This window comes from Bradyrhizobium sp. SZCCHNPS1003 (assembly GCF_032381555.1).
In the GTDB taxonomy this organism is placed as follows: domain Bacteria; phylum Pseudomonadota; class Alphaproteobacteria; order Rhizobiales; family Xanthobacteraceae; genus Bradyrhizobium.
This window is the reverse complement of the sequence record NZ_JAUHIU010000022.1, coordinates 101,756-119,715: the sequence shown is the minus strand read 5'-3', so window position 1 is coordinate 119,715 and position 17,960 is coordinate 101,756. Positions and strand designations below refer to the sequence as shown.

At 60.5% G+C, this 17,960-nt stretch carries 14 protein-coding genes and 1 pseudogene; 8 read left to right on the top strand and 7 right to left on the bottom strand.

Translation table 11 applies throughout. From position 1 onward, the window contains the following. The 4 genes from QX126_RS29330 to QX126_RS29315 form a co-directional block, all read right to left on the bottom strand. On the bottom strand, positions 1-1,366 hold a 1,366-nt coding region (locus QX126_RS29330; RefSeq protein ID WP_315733676.1), incomplete at its 3' end, for a condensation domain-containing protein. A gap of 49 nt (positions 1,367-1,415) precedes the next feature. Further along, positions 1,416-1,625: an MbtH family protein gene (locus QX126_RS29325; protein ID WP_315774298.1), complete on the bottom strand. Its 210-nt coding sequence runs from the start codon at positions 1,623-1,625 to the stop codon at positions 1,416-1,418. A gap of 51 nt (positions 1,626-1,676) precedes the next feature. Continuing rightward, positions 1,677-2,285, bottom strand: coding sequence for an acyl-homoserine-lactone synthase (locus QX126_RS29320; protein WP_315785593.1), 609 nt, complete (start codon positions 2,283-2,285; stop codon positions 1,677-1,679). A 302-nt stretch (positions 2,286-2,587) separates the two neighbouring features. After that, positions 2,588-3,313, bottom strand: coding sequence for a LuxR family transcriptional regulator (locus QX126_RS29315; RefSeq protein WP_315774297.1), 726 nt, complete (start codon positions 3,311-3,313; stop codon positions 2,588-2,590). A 639-nt stretch (positions 3,314-3,952) separates the two neighbouring features. Here QX126_RS29315 and rfbC point away from each other — a divergent pair. Genes rfbC through rfbA form a run of 4 tightly spaced genes read left to right on the top strand, consistent with a single transcriptional unit; the run spans position 3,953 to position 7,385 of the window. Further along, on the top strand, positions 3,953-4,540 hold the full coding sequence (gene rfbC, locus QX126_RS29310; RefSeq protein WP_315785590.1) for a dTDP-4-dehydrorhamnose 3,5-epimerase: 588 nt from the start codon (positions 3,953-3,955) through the stop codon (positions 4,538-4,540). Positions 4,541-4,542: 2 nt separating this feature from the next. After that, positions 4,543-5,592, top strand: coding sequence for a dTDP-glucose 4,6-dehydratase (gene rfbB, locus QX126_RS29305; protein ID WP_315785587.1), 1,050 nt, complete (start codon positions 4,543-4,545; stop codon positions 5,590-5,592). Between the two features lie 8 nt (positions 5,593-5,600). Next, on the top strand, positions 5,601-6,506 hold the full coding sequence (gene rfbD / locus QX126_RS29300) for a dTDP-4-dehydrorhamnose reductase (protein WP_315785584.1): 906 nt from the start codon (positions 5,601-5,603) through the stop codon (positions 6,504-6,506). Positions 6,507-6,509: 3 nt separating this feature from the next. After that, positions 6,510-7,385, top strand: coding sequence for a glucose-1-phosphate thymidylyltransferase RfbA (gene rfbA / locus QX126_RS29295; protein WP_315778449.1), 876 nt, complete (start codon positions 6,510-6,512; stop codon positions 7,383-7,385). A 1,554-nt stretch (positions 7,386-8,939) separates the two neighbouring features. Here the strand turns inward: rfbA and QX126_RS33630 are convergent. The 3 genes and pseudogenes from QX126_RS33630 to QX126_RS29280 form a co-directional block, all read right to left on the bottom strand. After that, positions 8,940-9,212, bottom strand: a pseudogene (locus tag QX126_RS33630) (ATP-binding protein); the annotation flags it as partial. Positions 9,213-10,349: 1,137 nt separating this feature from the next. After that, positions 10,350-11,552, bottom strand: a complete 1,203-nt coding sequence (locus QX126_RS29285) for a hypothetical protein (RefSeq protein ID WP_315785582.1) — start codon at positions 11,550-11,552, stop codon at positions 10,350-10,352. Continuing rightward, entirely contained in the window at positions 11,549-12,424 is an 876-nt protein-coding gene (locus tag QX126_RS29280) for a DUF6502 family protein (protein ID WP_315714183.1), read from the bottom strand. Before QX126_RS29280 ends, QX126_RS29285 begins: the two co-directional genes overlap by 4 nt. Before the next feature lie 101 nt (positions 12,425-12,525). On the opposite strand from QX126_RS29280, the gene QX126_RS29275 reads away from it, so the two are divergent. The 4 genes from QX126_RS29275 (at position 12,526) to QX126_RS29260 (ending at position 17,893) form a co-directional block, all read left to right on the top strand. Continuing rightward, entirely contained in the window at positions 12,526-13,746 is a 1,221-nt protein-coding gene (locus QX126_RS29275; protein ID WP_315785579.1) for a glycosyltransferase, read from the top strand. A 169-nt stretch (positions 13,747-13,915) separates the two neighbouring features. After that, positions 13,916-14,470, top strand: a complete 555-nt coding sequence (locus tag QX126_RS29270; protein WP_315785576.1) for a hypothetical protein — start codon at positions 13,916-13,918, stop codon at positions 14,468-14,470. A 369-nt stretch (positions 14,471-14,839) separates the two neighbouring features. Beyond that, complete coding sequence (locus QX126_RS29265) at positions 14,840-16,531, top strand: PQQ-dependent methanol/ethanol family dehydrogenase (RefSeq protein ID WP_409999131.1); 1,692 nt, start codon at positions 14,840-14,842, stop codon at positions 16,529-16,531. Between the two features lie 147 nt (positions 16,532-16,678). Beyond that, positions 16,679-17,893: a c-type cytochrome gene (locus tag QX126_RS29260; RefSeq protein ID WP_315785571.1), complete on the top strand. Its 1,215-nt coding sequence runs from the start codon at positions 16,679-16,681 to the stop codon at positions 17,891-17,893. The last annotated feature ends 67 nt before the right edge of the window (positions 17,894-17,960 follow it).

The following is a 17,960-nucleotide window of genomic DNA, read 5'->3' as shown; positions in this document are numbered from 1 at the left end:
CGCGCACCGTGTCATTCCACTCCGCCAGCACCCGACGCCGCTCCGCCGCGTCGAGAATGTCGATTGCGCCAATCGGCCGACTGGGATCGTGTGCGATTGCCTCGACCAACCTCACGAGACGTTGCTGGTGAAAGGCGAGATCGTTCGAGGTGTAAAGGGCGGGATTGGCGTCGAAATCAATTCGAAGCCCTTTTCCATCTCCACGGTCGTAGACGAAAATTGCGAGGTCGTCGGCCGAGCCATTGGAGAGGTTGTGAGTCGTTGCGGAATGGCCGCCGAACCGGAGGTCGTAGTCGAATGGCTCGATATTGATGACAGTGGTAAAAAGGTGCCCGTTGGTGGAAAGCAGGCTAAGGTCCCGCCTGAGGTCCTCGTATCTGTAGGACTGGTGTCGAATCGCTTCGCGGACCTGCCTTCCCACATCGCGAATGAGTGCCGTCGCGCTCATGCTCGGACTCATCGCCAAACGTAGCGGCACGGCGTTGGCAACCATGCCGGGAACACGCCGCAGCCGTCCCTTGGGCCGGGCGGCAACCGGCAGGCCAACGACCAAATCGTCAATACCTGTCACGCGATAGAGATAGGCTGCGATCGCGGCGATCATGATCTGTGGGAGACTTGCGCCGCTGGCCTGCGCCGTTGCGCGCATCGCCTTCACGCTTCCAGCACCGAGATGGGTCGTCTGGCGGAGAAGGCCACCGACATTTTGCCTTCGCTGATCGGCAAGACTAAACGCAACCGGGCGATCGGCGAAGTGCTTCAGCCAATACTCGCGGTCGCGTGCAAATCGTTCGGAGCTCCGATACGCGGTCTCTTCTTCGAGGAGAAGCGCCAAAGGACCGAAAGTACCTTGTTCGGGAGCGCGTCCCTCGGTGAGCGCCGTGTAGATCTCGGCGACGCGCCGGGCGAAGAGCCCGCCGGTGAAACCGTCCATGACGATGTGATGGCTGCGATGATACCAGAAATAGTGATCCGCCGCGGCCTTGAACAATGCGCAGGTCCAAAGCGGCCCTGTCAGCAGATCGACCGGTTGAGTCAACTCTGCCATCATCCAGCTTTCTGCTGCCGCCCGCGGGTCAGGTTCGGAGCTAACGTCGATGAATGGAAAGGTCGTATCCAATCTGCGGGGAATCATCTGGCGAATTCCATCACTTCGCTCGATGAACCGCACTCGCACGGTTTCCGCTTCCATCCCGGCTTGCCGCAAGGCCGCCTCGAACAGCGGGGGATCAATCGGACCGTGTATCTCTATGGACTCCGCAAGATTGAATATCGAGTCCGGCGAACTGAACTTCTGCGCAAACCACATGCCCGTCTGAGCCGCGGAGAGTGGCAATACCTGTGAAGGTTCGTTGATCGCGTTCACGGCTTCCCCAACCATGTATTATGCCTTAGACGGATGATCGAGTCTGCGGCTATGCCGGATGGCTATCAGCGCGGGCTCTCGGAAGCATGTCCGTCCAGTTTGTGTCGATGTAGTCGATGCAGGCCCGGCGGCTGTTCTGTGCGTAGACCACGGACCAGCCGGCCGGAATCTCCGCAGCTGCGAGCCAGAGCGAATGTTGACCTTGGTCATTGAGCAGGACGACGAAGGTGCCGCCCTGATCATCGAAAGGGTTACTCACGTCTCGTGCTCCGATCTCGACTAGGGGATGACTTCAGTCGTGCGCCCACGATCAGGCCGCGGCTGCGTGCGCGAGGCCCACACGCGCTTCAAGCTGTCGAAGGATTTGTGTAGACACGTCAAGCTGTCCGGCCATGGCGATGGTGTTGCCGACTCGGCGCGCGGGGCCGAGGCGCTCGAGTCGCCAGCCAGCCCGCCGCAGGACTCGCTCCATACGCACGTCGACAACACAAGCGATCGTGTTTATGCCGTTCGACAAACTGAATTTCAGAACTCCGATCAGCAGATCGTAGGTCGCTTGTGATATGCCCGATTGAGTGCCGCCGGTGTTCCCGCTCACTGCAAATCGGCTGGCTTCCCACACGCGTTCTCCGCGAGGCACGGCTGCCTTGGTCACAAGGGACGCAAAGATATCGCGAAGCATATTCGGACCGGTCGTCGGCAGGAGGCGGACGCAACCGTTCAGGATGCCGTGTCTGTCCAGCGAGAGCAGATAGCGAGGCCGCAAGGCGTCGTATTCGTCAACCTCAAGTTCGCCGCTTACGATGACGTCCCAACCGAGCCGGTCCTTGAAGACCGCCTTCCGAAGACGATGCATTTGATACAAGCCGCTACCGCTGATGTGGCGTTCTGCATTGTCCTTCGTGACAATTCGTATCATTGGCGTCCTCGTGCCGTCCGTCAGGCTGGAGTATGACCCGGCGCCAACATCAGCTCGAGCTGTCTACCTTTGCAGGTATCCCGTGTTTGGGGACTGCCCTAGAGTCGGCGTCGGTGGCTCGCGAACATGCTGCGCTATGCACCGACGCGGCCACAACGGGTGGTGCCGACACGATAGACGGATGCGACACCAAGTGACCTCGAAGAGCGACGCTACGGAGAGCGACGCTATCAAGACGCGCATCTGCAAGCCCAGGCGCGGCCACTCCAAGGTCGCGGCACTTCGGACCGCTCGACGAACGGCTACATGCTGATGATGTCGTACGCCAGTCCCTTGGCGACCGCCTGTTGCACGGTCGCAACTCCGAGCTTGCGCTTGGCATTCTGGGTGTGAAAGACAACCGTTCGTCGGCTGACGTTTATGATTTCCGCTGTGTCCAAAGCGCTCTTTCCGCGAGCTGCCCATTGCAGGCAGACCCTCTCGCGCTGTGTCAGGTATGGGCGAGGCGATGACGTGGGCGATGGCGTTACGTCACGCAATTGCGCATACAGGTAGATCGCAATGAGATGCAGCTGATGGCGGTATTTCTCGACTTGGGATTCGAACGCCGGACGGGAATTGCCAGCCGAGAGCGTGAGTGTGGCAACTTTACCCTGGCGATCATGGATCGGAATCGTGACACCACGTCGAATGTTGAACTCGCTCGCCTCTTTTAGAAGCCCCTTCTGCCTGTTGGTCAGCCCTGCATCAAATCGATCAGCCGACCAAGCGAAGGGAAGCGTCGTTGTAACCGAGCGGGCGATCACCGGATCGATCCTGTCGTACCGATTTGCACAGTACCGCTCCACCCAGGAACTCGGATACGTCGTCATTGCCAGTGTATCGTCTTCGTCACCTCGCGGCGTGAAGCTTAGATAAGCGAAACATGGAAAGCCGTACTGATCCAAGGTCTGTCGCAATAGACGCTCGATTTCATGCGCGTTGTCGCATGTCGTCAGATTTTGAACGAATTGTTCAAATACCCTCATGTCGCCCCCCCCTTGCCTACGACAGCCGCGCCTTTCTTCGAGCTGATCCATAACCGATTTGGGGGATACGGCGACACTTCTGGTCCCTGTTGGTGATGTTGCCGTCGGACCATTGCGTTGGCGGTGAAGATCATCGTGACTATTGACCGTTGGTTACTTGAATTCGTGCCTTCCTGAGCTGCCACCACAGCATTCATAATGGTTTATGAACGAGGATAGGCTGCATAACGACTCTCCAAGCTTCACATCCCCACCATCAGACGAATCCGAAGCTAAGGATTCCGCCGAGCTCACGGACGATGCCCTGAAGTTGATAGTACCTCGACGCATTCAGAGGTTGCAAATGAAAATTGCACGACAATCAGATTTGGAACAGCATTGCTGCGAGTTCTCGTAGCTGCGTCGCAAAGCCGCAGCCTATCGAGCTGACGAAAATCCAATTTTCTTTTCCATGAGCAGATCAGGCATCAGTTTGGTGGTGCTGCTGTCGGTGCTAACGAGATGCCGCGCGCGGGCTCGGCCTTAAGCGCGCCGGGTCACTCGCGACTGGACGCGCCTTGCAAAGATGCGGCTTCCCGCTATTGTCGCGCGATCGGACGGAAGCTTCCTGGTGCTGGCACCTAATGAGCTTGGTGTGAAATGGATTTTCAGCATTTCGAAATCGATGGTCTTGTTCTCATCGTCCCCTCAAGGCGTGGTGACCATCGGGGTTTTTTTTCGGAGACCTTCCGCAAGGATGATCTGAGGGCACACGGCGTGATGGACGATCTGGTCCAGGAGAACCACGTCTTCTCCGCCGAACGCGGGGTGCTGCGCGGACTTCATTTTCAACTGCCTCCCAAAGCCCAAGGCAAGCTCGTTCGTTGCGTCGGAGGATCGATCTTGGACGTGGCCGTGGACATCCGGCGAGGATCTCCGACCTACGGACGTCATGTAGCGATCGAGCTGTCTGCGGCGAACTGGAAGCAACTATGGGTACCGTCAGGATTCGCTCATGGCTATGTGACCTTGGAAGCACCAGTCGAGGTTATTTATAAAGTGACCGACTATTGGGCCCCGGATCTTGAGCGAGGGATCGCCTGGGATGATCCAGATCTTGCAATCGATTGGCGATTAGCAGGCGAGCCCATTTTGTCTGAAAAGGATCAGCGGAATCCTCGACTCAGTTCCGTTGTCTCTCCCTTCTCCGTTTTCTCTTCCTTCGAGAATGCGCTGGGGAACCACTGAACATGCACATTCTTGTCACGGGCGGAGCAGGATTTATCGGCTCGTCGGTCTGTCGGCATTTTGTTTTTGACCTTGGCCTCAAGGTCGTTGTCGTCGACAAATTGACCTATGCCGGCAATTTGGCCTCGCTTGCGCTGGTTGCCGAGCATCCCAACTATGCGTTCGAGAGGGCCGACATCTGCGATGCCGATGCCCTGCAGAAGATTTTCATCAAGCATAGACCGACTGCAGTCGTTCATCTTGCAGCAGAGAGCCACGTCGACAGGTCGATTACGGGCGCAAATGCATTTGTCCAAACAAACGTTGTAGGCACCTTCACCCTGCTGGAGGCCACGCGCCGCCATCTCGACCATAATCCCCTGCTCGCCGATCGATTCCGGTTCATTCACGTTTCGACCGATGAAGTCTACGGCTCGTTGGGAGAGACCGGACTTTTCACCGAACTTACGCGATATGATCCGAGTTCCCCCTATTCAGCGACCAAGGCCGCGTCCGATCATCTTGCAAAGGCCTGGCACAGAACCTACGACGTGCCCGTCATTGTATCCAATTGCTCAAACAATTATGGGCCCTATCAATTTCCTGAAAAGCTCATTCCGTTGATGGTCCTCAACGCTCTGCATGGGGAGCCGTTGCCGGTGTATGGAAATGGTCTAAATGTCCGGGATTGGCTGTTTGTCGAGGATCATGCGCGCGCGCTGGGCTTGATCCTCGAGAAAGGAGTTCCAGGCGAGACCTATAATGTCGGTGGTCGCAACGAACGCTCCAACATCGAGGTGGTAAGACAAGTCTGCGCATGCCTTGACGAACTGCGTGGGCCCGCACATTCGCACGACGGCTTGATCACCTATACTGAGGATCGTCCGGGTCACGATTTGCGCTACGCCATCGACGCAACAAAGCTCGAAACGGCTCTGGGTTGGCGCGCTGAGGAGACTCTGGAAAGCGGCATCAAAAAGACGGTCAGATGGTATCTCGAGCATCCCGCGTGGTGGAGGCCGCTGCGCGAAAACGTATACCGTGGCGAGCGACTAGGTCTTGGTCGACATTGAGCAGAACGATGCGTCTATATGTTATTGGGAGCGAAGGTCAGGTCGCTCGATCATTGCGGGAAGCTGCCGCAGCGAACCCCGACATCACGATCAGATGCTCCACGCGCTCCGACCTCGACCTGTTGCGCATCGAACAGATTGAAAGGGCTTTGGCGGAGTTCTCGCCAGACATCGTTGTAAATCCTGCCGCCTATACCGCTGTCGATCGTGCGGAGACGGAACCGGATCTGGCCTACTCGATCAATTCCAAGGCAGCTGGTGCGGTCGCATCAGCAGCAAGTCGACTGGATGTTCCCGTCATCCATCTGTCGACGGATTACGTTTTCGACGGCAAGAATCCGGCTCCTTACGTCGAAACCGACGCGACTTCGCCGCAGAGCGTATATGGTCGATCGAAGCTCGCCGGCGAAGTCGCGGTGGCGTCTGCCGCCGATCGTTACCTGATCTTGCGAACTTCATGGGTCTACGCGCCCTATGGCAACAATTTCGTAAAGACGGTCATGCGGCTCGCCCGGCAACGGGATCGATTGGGTATCGTCAACGACCAGATCGGCTGCCCCACTTACGCGCCCGACATCGCCGATGCCATCATTGCCGTCGCTCGGCAGATCGCGGGTTCGGGCTGGCAGTCTGGTCATGGCGGCGTCACGCATCTGGCGGGTCCTGACGAAATGAGCTGGTTCGAGTTCGCCAGACGCATCGTCCTCGACCTCGCAACGAGACGAGATTGTCCAGCCCGTGTTGAGGCGATCTCGACGAAGGACTATCCGACGGCCGCTGTTAGGCCGGCGAATTCCCGTCTGAACTGCGACAGATTGAACTCTGTCTTCGGGCTGCGCCTGCCTCACTCATCGCAATCCTTGCGAATCTGCCTCGATCGCCTGTGCGATCCCGCTCACGCCAATTTGGAGTAGATCTTGAAAGGCATCATTCTGGCTGGCGGAACCGGCACCCGCCTCTATCCCATGACGTTGGTGGTGTCCAAACAGCTCCTGCCGATTTACGACAAGCCAATGATCTACTACCCGCTAACGACATTGATGCTGGCGGGTATCAGGGACATACTGATTATATCGACACCGGGCGATCTTCCGCTATTTCAGTCCCTGCTGGGCGACGGCGGGCAATGGGGACTGACGCTATCCTATGCCGTGCAACCCAAACCTGAAGGCCTGGCTCAAGCCTTCATTATCGGGGCAGATTTTGTGCGCGGCGAATCGTCAGCCTTAATCTTGGGCGACAACATCTATTTTGGCCATGGTCTGCCGGACATGCTTGTCAGGGCCGCTGGCCGCCGGTTCGGTGCGACGGTCTTTGCCTATCATGTCGCCGACCCCGAACGGTACGGCGTGGTTGGCTTCGACAGCACAGGACAAGCAACTTCGATAGAAGAGAAACCCGCAACTCCAAAATCGAACTTTGCCGTGACGGGGCTATATTTTTATGATCCCCAGGTGGTCGAAATTGCCGCCAGCATTGTTCCCTCCGCGCGAGGGGAGCTTGAGATTACCGACGTCAACAGGGTCTATTTGGAACGAGGGCTGCTCGCTGTTGAGCAAATGGGCCGCGGCTTCGCTTGGTTGGATACTGGAACACCCGACAGTCTCATGGCCGCCGCGGACTTCGTCGCGACCCTGGAGAAACGGCAAGGCTTTCGCATCGCCTGTCCGGAGGAGATCGCGTTCAAACAGGGTTTCATCGAGCAGAAGCAGCTGGAGCGGCTGGGGGCAGCGCTCGGCAAGAGCGACTACGCCAGATACGTGCAGGCTCTCGCCAAGGCAGCTGCTCTCTGATACGCGCACGTTCCGAGATTGACGTTCGACGATTCGCGTTGATTGATGGCGCGCGCCGTGTGTTCGACAGGCCTCGGCGAGCTAGAAACGTGCTTCGCCGCAAACGTCTTGTGTCAACTTGTCCCGGAAGAGCCGTTTTGCAATCACTAGACTAGGTGTGGTGCCCTGCTGTGCTCGTCCCTTCTCATCCATGCTCTCGACGGCCCGACCCGCGGCTCGCTTGAATTACGCAAATGCCCAGTTGTCGAAGCTACGGTCCCTCGCGTGCACCGTAGCTAGGACCGTAGTTTTATAAGCCAAGGTTCGAAAACCGCTTACTATTCAATGCTCTTGACTGACACCCCTTCCTCCAACAACCCGACGAGCCTCGCCAAGAAGGTCCACCGATCCGCCCACCATCTTTCGGGGTTTCTGCTTTTGGTCGTGGGCCGGAGACCTTCTTCGGAGGGACTATGGGTGTATTTCCATCTCATCGATGGCACCTGGCTCGAGGCTAAGAACGCCCACTTCTAGGCCAATATCAGATCATGATGGATGGCTCATCATGGCACGACAATCTTCGGATCGAGCGCTACGACCGCACCTTGAGTTTAGCCGGGTCGACGCTCTTCTCTTTCGCCCACGCGGCCACGGTTGATCAAGAAATGTTCGAATAACCGAGTCGTGGTTGACGCAAGTTGACCCGCAATCGGGAGGACGCTTGATGCGGGTGCGCGGGCTATACGTCGCAATCAGCTCGTCGCAGTTCGGTTCTCGGTCAGAGAGCGAGCGGCGCTTCCGGGGCCGCACTTGCGGCTCTATCGAGGGCCGACAAGGGTCCTCGGAGGAGGCGCAGCCCAGGGAATTGTTTGTTTCGTCGCCCAAAATGGGATATATGGACCCTAGCTGTTCAGGTCTCGCGCCGAGGCCGCTTAAAGCTGCTGAATTGGTCTGCGCGCCGCAGATCGCCTGATCGACGGGACCCCAGCGCGCCGCTTGGGAAGTTCGAACATCCGAAACCCAATCAGACGAGGCCACTATGTGCGGCTTCTGCGACAATTGGCGTGCGCGAATTTCCGATAGACGACGCCGGCTCGAAAGCCTGAAATCGGCGCCCTCCCTGTACCCGATGGGCGCCTCCATTGACGCAGTCGGGGAGCTGCGACGGAAAATCGGCGTGTACGAAACATTGCTCGATCGGCCGCCTTGCGGGCCAGCCAGGACGTGAAAAACACGGCCTCCGCCCCTTTGGGCGGTGGCCGTTGCGCCGAGAACCTCCCAAGAACGATGAATCCAAGTCTGGGACTTATTCTGGGACTTTTGGACCGGAAGTCCCGGATTGTTCGGGTTTTTGTTCCATTTTTGCGCTCGGTCGAGAAGCCGGAGATGGACTAAAATTCCTTTAGCTTCAATTGAGTTACGGGACCAATTTCGCTCTCAAGCCGAAGCCGAGCCCGATATCTGGAATACTAGACGCAGCTGATGCCCCAGGCCCGATGAAGACGCAAACCTCGACCCGCCTGCTATTGGGTTGCGGGTTTTTGAGATTTCGGCGCCATGCGACTCTAGGCCTTACTACTCTGGTGTGTCTATCTTCGCCCTTTGCGCGGCGGGTTTTGGCGATAGCGCTCGTCTTGTCGGAGCCGACTGGAATATCGGAGGCGAGATGGTGGCGTGATCGTCGTCTCGGCCTTTGAACCGCCAACCGTCGTTGCCGGTCTCGACGATGTCGCAGTGATGGGTCAGCCGGCCAAGCAGCGCGGTTATCATCTTGGCGTCGCCGAACACGCTGAGCCATTCGCCGAAAGCAAGATTGGTGGTGATAATTACGGAGGCGTGCTCGTAGAGCGTCCGAGAAAGGGAGCAGCGTCAAGCCGAGACCTACTTACTGCTAATTGGCTCGTCGACCGACGTTGTGCGCCGCCCCTCAGAATTCGACCACCGATTGACCACCGCTACAGGGTGAACGAACGTGGAAGCTCGTGAGGCGACGCCACGAAAAACGTCAATGTTCTCCGAGACCTTCGAGCAAGCAGGCCCGCTCATAACGGTCTGGTTGCAGGTTCGAGTCCTGCGGGGCCCACCAGCGATCTCAATGAACGGCTTGTGTGATTTTGCCATTGCGGGCTCGGCGCACCAGATACGTCCACTTTTCGTTCGTGCGGAAACACTGCCAAGTTCGGCGTCCGATGGCTCACAACGGCGACGTGCTGCCGTGGAGCTGGAAGCCGGCCGATCATGCCAAGATCTGAGGCCATGTGCAGCGGCCGGACGCTTACATCGGGCGTCTCTTCGCCTTCTTATTCGACATGATCGTCTCCTCTGTTCGATACTACACGGCTGCACACGAGCGGTCGACAGCATAGCATTGGTCCGGCTTCCGTCGTGATCTCGCGGTGATGACATCTGGTGGTCCATCCGAGAGTCCGTGCTCAGCCCCGCCTGCCAAGCGGGCGCACATGTCCTCGTCAGGATCGCGGGGCAACACAGACACAATAGCGCGCTCGACGTCTCAATCGAGTTGTCATCGCCGGCAAGATAGCGTGCTCTCCGCATCCGCTTCGATTCACCAAACGTCTCTCCGCCGATCAGCGGAAACTCGGCCAATCTTCTGTCGTCGCACTGTCTGCGAGACGGCGCTCGCCAGAGCTGCGAGCGCCGTCCGGTTGTTCATATTCTGCTCAGCCGCGGGCTCGTCGCTCCGTGCGTCGCAGAAACATCGCGCGGCGAATCCACCCGCATCGCCACGCCCTTGGGAATCGGGGAGGTCTTCACGACAACCATTCTCGCCCGAAATCGAACACCCCACCCTTTGCAGATCAATTACTTAGCTCGCCAAAAAATCGCAAAATCCCAATTTTCGAGGGCGAATCCGCGACTCGGGCTAGCTGTTCGCAGCGCAAGTTGCTCGCGATGAATCGCATAGCGAAGCTGGACGACGCTGCGAGCGCGCGCCTCTCGCCCGCTCTGCCAAATCTTCGTTGTTCATCGCCGGCCGTGGCCGCCGCCAAGGCCGGGAGGACTGCCGCCGCCCAGGCCGGGAGGACCGCCGCCGCCAAGTCCGGGAGGACCGCCACCGCCAAGGCCGGGAGGACCGCCGCCGCCAAGGCCGGGAGGACCGCCGCCGCCAAGGCCGGGAGGACCGCCACCGCCAAGGCCGGGAGGACCGCCACCGCCCAGCCCGGGAGGACCGCCGCCTGGCACAGTAGTGCCACTGCCCGGGACGTCCGAGCCGCCGGGCGTCGCACCCGGAGTTTGCTCGGATCTCGTACCTTGGATCGAGTCACCCGGAAATTTGTTGACGGACTGGATGGATTCAACCCGCAAGCCACGGGAACTGTCAAAGGTGGCGTTCACGACCACGCGGGCATTGCCTGAGGATGCGAAGCGACTATTGTCATGCGCGACATAGCCCGAGCCGAATTGCAGATAGCTGCCGACGCGGCGGACATAGCCTTCGATCGACAGACGGTTCGCGCCGAAGAAATCAGAAAGGTTGTCAGCCCTTATGCGCGAGATCTGCATCACGCCTTGCGTAACGCGTCCCTCAGCCTGAACACGTTGCCCGACGAGTGCGGCATCGGCGCCGTTGAGTCGCAACCCGCCTATTCGCAGGCCGCCGCGATCGCGTTCGAGTGGTCCGGAAACCCGCGTTGTCGCGTTAAGGCGTTGCTCGACCAGGCTTGAGACGATCACGCCGTCGATGCGGCGCACCCCGAAGACCGCGACATTGGCGCCCGGACGGCGCCAGCTTTCGTGGCCGGCCGCTATGATCCGCTGGCCCAGCACGGTCATCTCGCCGTCCCTGACGCTTTCGATCGGCCCCATCACCTCGCTGACCACGTTGACGCCGCGGGTGATCAGCGAACCGTTCGCCTGCGGCAGCGCCAGCACACGGGCCAGATGTCCGATCTTGAGCGCCTTCGCCGATACCGGTTCGCCATCGATCCGCACCGGGACGTTCGGCGCATAGCTGATGCGTTGGCCGTTGACGAAAATGCTGCCGAAACGCTGAATGACGCCAACAATGCCGGTGCCGCCGATGCCCTGATCGTGGCCACGCGTGATACCGGTGCCGCCGATACCCTGATCGCTGCCGCGGCGCACCTGCGCCCAGGCGGAGGACGATCCGGCAAGCCAGAGTCCCATAAGCAACGAGCGGCGCGAGATGACGGGCTGCTTGGTCATGACGAGCCGCCTTCGTCAGCATCACCATTCGCCGCGTCGTCCGGACCTTCGCTGTAAATGTAGATGCCGAAATTCCAGCGGTGGTCGCCGCCCTTGTCCCTGGCGAGCGCGCGGTTTGCTTCCCGGTTGGCGATCTTCAGGGCGTCCATGGCCAGTTCGCGCGAACGCCCTTCGAGACGTTTTGCGAGCTTGGCCGAAAGGCCGTCATAGTGCACCGCGCGTTCGAGGAAACGGGGTGCTGGCCCGGATACGTTTTCGGCGGCTGCCGCGATATGATCATGCAGGTTGCGGCCGAGATAGTGCCATTTGCGCTCGTCGTCGCCGCGCGGAACGAAGCCGGTGTCCACCAACACGATCTCTTCGTCGCCGTTGATGGTCACGAGTTCGCGGTCCAGCCATTCATCCAGCACTGCGCGCGGGCGGACATCCTTCGTGATCGAACTAACGAGCTGCTCGAACGAGGGCGCATCGCCACTGGCCATGCGCGGCAAGGGCAGCGGATCGCCGTTCGCGTCCGTGAACTCCGGAGCGGCGAGCCAGCGTGCCATGATCGCGCTGGTCAGCGACAGAGTGGCAGGCGTTTCATTGACCGGCGCACCGGCGCCGCGCAGCCGCGCAACCTCCTTGCGGTGAATTCCGGTGAGCAGACTCACGCGGCTGTCGGTCTGCTCCTTTCCCTCCAGGGCAAAGTCGTGCTCGGCAACATTGACGAAGAGTTCTCGCAACAGCTGAGCCAGCTCAGGAAATGTCATTCCGCCGCGGATGCATAGCCGCACCAGCGGGCGCAGCAGGCGCGCCAAGGGCGCGCGCAGGCTCGCCGCCGCAATCGGCTGATGCGAAGCCGACTTCGATCTCCGGGATTTGGCGTTCATGGCGAAATTGTAGCGGCGAGTCCCGTGGGATACAATCCCACTTTTCCGTCGAGATCAATTGACGTGTGAAATTTTCCCACATATAAAAGAGGCGCTCAGTCATGGAGAGTTCGGCCATGCTCGCTCCCTCTCGGCGCCTCTCGGTGCTTCACATCTTCAATGACTGCTATCCCGACCTGTTCGGCGGAGCCCCGTCGGTGATCCGCGACATATGCGCAGGACTGAAAGACGCGTTCACCGCCTGCGTGCTGGTCTGCTCCAAGTCGAACGGGCAACGGCGCATCGTCGTGAACGGCGTAACGATCGAGCGCGTGCGCTCGTTCGGCGATGTAGGTTCGCTTCCGGCCGCGCCGACTTATCCGCTGCGGTTGTGGCGCCAGGTCGCCGATCACGATCTGCTCGCGCTTCATGCGCCGTTTTCGCTCGCCGATCTCATGCTCGCCCTGGGGTTGGGCCGCGATCGACCTTTGGTCGTGCACTACCATGCGGACATCGTTTCGCATGCCGGACTGAGGTGGTTTATGAAGCCGCTGTTGCGCCGGACGCTGCGGCAGGCAGACGCAATCATCGTGTCCAATGCCATTCTGCTGTACAGCAGCCCGCTGCTGCAGGAATTCGCTGAGAAATGTCACGTCGTTCCGTTCGGCGTCGATGCCTCGAAGTACGATTGGCCGGAGCCGCGCGACAATGACGCTGCCGAACGCGATCGTGGACGGCTCGTGCTGGCTTGCGGGCAACTCGTTCCCTACAAGGGCTTCGATGTGCTGGTGCGAGCGGCGGTCGGCCACCGCTTTGAGGTCTGGATCATCGGCGAGGGTCCAGAACGGGCGCGGCTTGAACGAATGATTCATAGCCTCGGCGTCGCAGATCGCGTCCGCCTGCTCGGCTCCGCGCCGAAGGCCAAACTCGCCAGTCTCATGTGTACAGCGGACGTCTTTGTCCTGCCGTCCGTGACCAATGCGGAAACGTTTGGCATCGCTCAACTGGAAGCGATGGCGGCGGGACGGCCGATCATCAATACATGGCTTGACACGGCCGTTCCACGCGTGGCGCGCCACGGCATCGAGGCCATCACCGTTCCACCTGGCAATCATGTTCGGTTGGCGGAAGCAATCGAGACATTGCTCCGCGATCCGGAGCGGCGCTGGCGCATGGGCCATGCCGCCCGGATTCGCGCAACGACGCAGTATTCCGTCGACGCCTTCGGGAAAGGAATCGAAACCGTCTATCGCCATGCCGTGATGACCAAGGCATCAAGCCAGTCGACCCTGGCTTCACGCCCCGGAACAATCGGAACGGGTCCGGAAAATCGACATTGCTGAGACTGATTGTGCTGAAACTCGTCGCGCAGGCTCAGCTCGCGATCACGATCCGTGAATAGTCAGGAAGGAGCTACTTATGTACTCGCAAAGCATACCTCTCGTAGAGAATGCGTGGGACGGGCCTGCGCGCGATCCAAACGCCCGATTCGATCCGCGGATTGGAAAGCCCATGAAACCGCCTGGCCGTTCTCCTCGCCCCTCCGGCCTCAAGGACGACAATATCGCGAGCGACCGGCCGTCGATTGGCAGGCGAACACTCCACACCCTTGCCCGGCTCGTTATTGCAGTTCTCATCGGTATCGGCGCCACCCTTGCCTGGCAGTCCTACGGTAACGCAGCAAGGGACAAGGTGGTGGCCCGGGCTCCATCGCTGGGCTGGTTGTTATCCGTCTCGACGACGAAGTCGCCAGCCATTGCTGCAACTGTCCCGGACCCGATGCAGCAGCTTGAGCCTCTGGCGTTCAATCTCGATGTCGTGCGGCGCAGCGTCGAGCAACTCACCGGCAAGCAAGAGCAGATGGCCCAGAGCATTGCGACGCTGCAAGCTGTCGCAGACGACATCAGGCAGAGAATGTCGACAACCCCGCCTTCGTCGCCGTCCCAGCAGCTAGCGGCCCCGATCTCGCAGCATAAACCCTCGCAACCCAGGGCGCAGTCATCGGCTGTGCAGTCGTCAGTGCCTCGTCCGCTGCCCTCTGCCGGACCACCCCTGCTCCCGCGCTGATGGCCCAGATTGCCGGCGAGCTTTTTATCGATGGGACGTAGACGCGCGTGGCACGACGGTGCGTAAGCTGCGCCTCAAGTCACGTATCGTGAATTTGTCGATACCCGCTTCCTTGGTCACGCGATTGACCATCGTGTTGAAGTCGGACATTTGGCGTCCGGACATCATAAGCCTGCGAAATTGCTGGAGAATCGACGTTCAACGGCGGCCCCACGGCCTACTACCTTCCGCCTATGAGAGCCTGGCAGAGCTGATGCTGTAATCGCTCCCGATGCTTGCAGCGCGACTGCACATCTGGGGCTTGGCGCGCACGTGCCACAACAAAGAAATATGCGGAGGGAACTGATGAATTTCACGAGCAGGAGATTCTTGGCTGGCATCTCGACGGTTGCCTTCCTCGTCGCCGGCACGCTTGGCGTCCGCGCCAACGACTCGGCGCTGAAGGCCGCCGGCGAGCCCGGGGCCTGGGCGATGGCGGGCCATGATTACGGCAACACCCGGTTCAGCCCGCTCAAGGAGATCAACACCGAGAACGCCGGCAAGCTGTCGCTGGTCTATTCGTTCTCGCTGGCCTCGCTACGCTCGAACGAGGCCTCGCCGATCGTGATCGGCAACACGCTCTACGTCTCGACGTCGTGGGGGCCGAAATACGTCTATGCGCTTGATGCCGCGACCGGCGCGCGCAAATGGACCTATGAGCCGGACATTCCGGACGATACGCTGCAATATGCCTGCTGCGACGTGAACAGCCGCGGCATCTCCTATGCCGACGGCAAGCTGTTCGTCGGCCGGCTCGACGGCAAGCTGACCGCGCTCGATGCCGCCACCGGCAAGGAGCTCTGGACGTCCAAGGTGGTCGACTACAAGCAGGGCTCGGTGATCACCTCGCCGCCGCTGGTCGTGCGCGACAAGGTCATCACCGGCTTCGGCGGCGGCGAGTACGGCGTGCGCGGCTCGCTGCAGGCCTACGACATCAACTCCGGCAAAATGGTCTGGCAGACCTATACCGTGCCTGCGCCCGGCGAGCCCGGCAGCGAGACCTGGAAGGGCGACACCGGCCTGCATGGCGGCGGCGCGGCCTGGCTGGTCGGCTCCTACGATCCGAAGAGCGACACGGTCTATTGGGGCACCAGCAACCCCGGTCCTTGGAACACCGCTGTGCGCTCGACCGGCAATGGCGATTTCGGCAAGCTGACCAATCTGTATACGGCGTCCACGCTGGCGCTCGATCCGAACACCGGCAAGATCAAGTGGCACATCCAGACGACGCCTGCCGATGCCTGGGACTATGACGGCGTCAACGAGGCTATTCTCGCCGATCTCAAGGTTGGCGGTGCGGCTGTCCCGACGCTGATGAAGGCCGATCGCAACGGCTTCTTCTTCGTGGCCAACCGCGAGACCGGCAAGGTGATCTCGGCCGAGAAGTACGTCTTCGCCAACTGGGCGCAGAAATGGGACATCTCGACGTTGCGCGCGGTCGAGGATCCGAACAAACGGCCGGGCCCTGGACATCCCGTCAAGGACGTCTGCCCGAACCTGATCGGCGGCAAGAACTGGCAGCCGATGTCGTACAATCCGGACACCGGGCTGGTCTACATCCCGGCGAACAATGTCTGCATGGACTGGTCGGTCAGCGACGTCTCCTACAAGCGCGGTGTGTTCTATCTCGGTGCGGAATTCCCGACCAAGGAAGGCCCCGGCGGGTTCCTCGGTGAGCTCATTGCCTGGGATCCCGTGAACAACAAGAAGGTGTGGTCGATCCAGGAAGACCTTCCGTTCAACGGAGGCACGCTCAGCACCGCCGGCGGCCTGGTGTTCTCCGGCAATCTGCACGGCGACTTCCGCGCCATCGACGCCAAGACCGGCAAGATCCTGTGGAAGAAGAATCTCGGCTCCGGCATCGGCGCCGGTCCGGTGACCTATTCGGTGGACGGCAAGCAGTACGTTGCCGTCGTCGTCGGCCGCACCGCCTCGATCCCGGCCTTCCTGGGCGAGATCGGCAAGAAGATGACGAACGCGGCTCCCGAAGGCGGCGCCCTGTTCGTGTTCGCGGTTCAATAGCCGCAACGCTCGCGACGGCTGCGCGTGTCCCCGGACGCGGGACACGCGCGCCGCTCAGCCAACCCGCATCAAGCGGAGGAAGATGGCTCGGCCGCGAGGGACCGAGCCGCTCCATACCAACAAGATAACAAGATCGAGGGATCGAGGATGCGCCTGAATCGCCGTCAGACTGGCTCGAAGTGGCGGGCCGCCGCCGAACTGTCGGCACGTGCGACGACTCTCGCCGCCTTGATGGCCTCTACCCTGTTGGCATCGTCGGCGGCGGGCCTGGCCAACGAGGCAGAGCCGCTGCGGCTCTGTGCGGATCCGACCAATCTTCCATTCTCGAGCGACAATCCAACGCAGCCGGGATTCTACCTCGAGGTCGGCCAGGCGCTGTCACAGCAGCTCGGACGGCCCGTGACGTATGACTGGTACAAATCCTATTTCGGCAAGCGAACCGTGCGCGTGACGCTGCTCGGCAAGCAGTGCGACGCGATGATCGGCCTGCCGCTGTCCTCGGATTTCATGGGACCGACGGTGATCTTCTCGAAGAAGATCGCGACCGAGACCTACGCGCTTGTCAGCCGCGGAACGCTCGTCGTCCACAGCATCGACGACCTCCGAGGCAAGCGCGTCGCCGTGCAATACCAGACCACGCCGCAAAATCTGCTGGCCCAGCGCGACGACATCGAGAAGGTGACGGTGCTGACGCCGAACGAAGGCTTGGCGGCGCTGGCACAGGGCAAGGCCGACGTCGCCTTCGTCTGGGGACCGGTTGCAGGCTGGCTGAACAAGACGACCTACGAGAGCAGCTTCAGGATCCAGCCGGTCGAAGGCGACGGTCTGTCCTGGGATGCCGCGATCGGCTTTGCCAAGAGCTCCACGCAGTTGCGCGATCAGATCGACGCCGCCTTGCCGCAACTCGCACCGCTGATAGCCAAGCTGGCTGGCAAATACGGGCTGCCGAACGAACCACCGATCAGGCTCGGCGCGCTGCCTGGCCCAATCAAGCTGGCCTCGCTGGCCGGCCCTGCTCAGCTTCTCCGCCAGCCGGTCGCCGAGGCGGCCGTGATCAGGGTTTCGGACGCGGCTGCTGCGAGCGATTCCAAGACCGAGGCGGTCAGCGCCGGCAAGGAGATCTTCAACGGCACCTGCGCGCATTGTCATGGACCGGACGCCGTGCAGGCGGAACGGAAGATCGACCTGCGGCGGCTGCAGACCCGTTATGGCGAGGATATGCGCGACAAGTTTTGGACCACCGTGCATGAAGGCCGTCCGTCCAAGGGCATGCCGGCCTGGAAGGAGGTCTTTACCGACGAGCAGTTCGAGAGCATCTATGCGTTCCTGCGGACCGTGCAGTCGTCCGAAACGGCCAATTGAAGGAGGCGGACACCGGCCGCTCGATCTGCCGGATCACCCGGCGCGTACAGGGGGCAAGTGAGGGGGG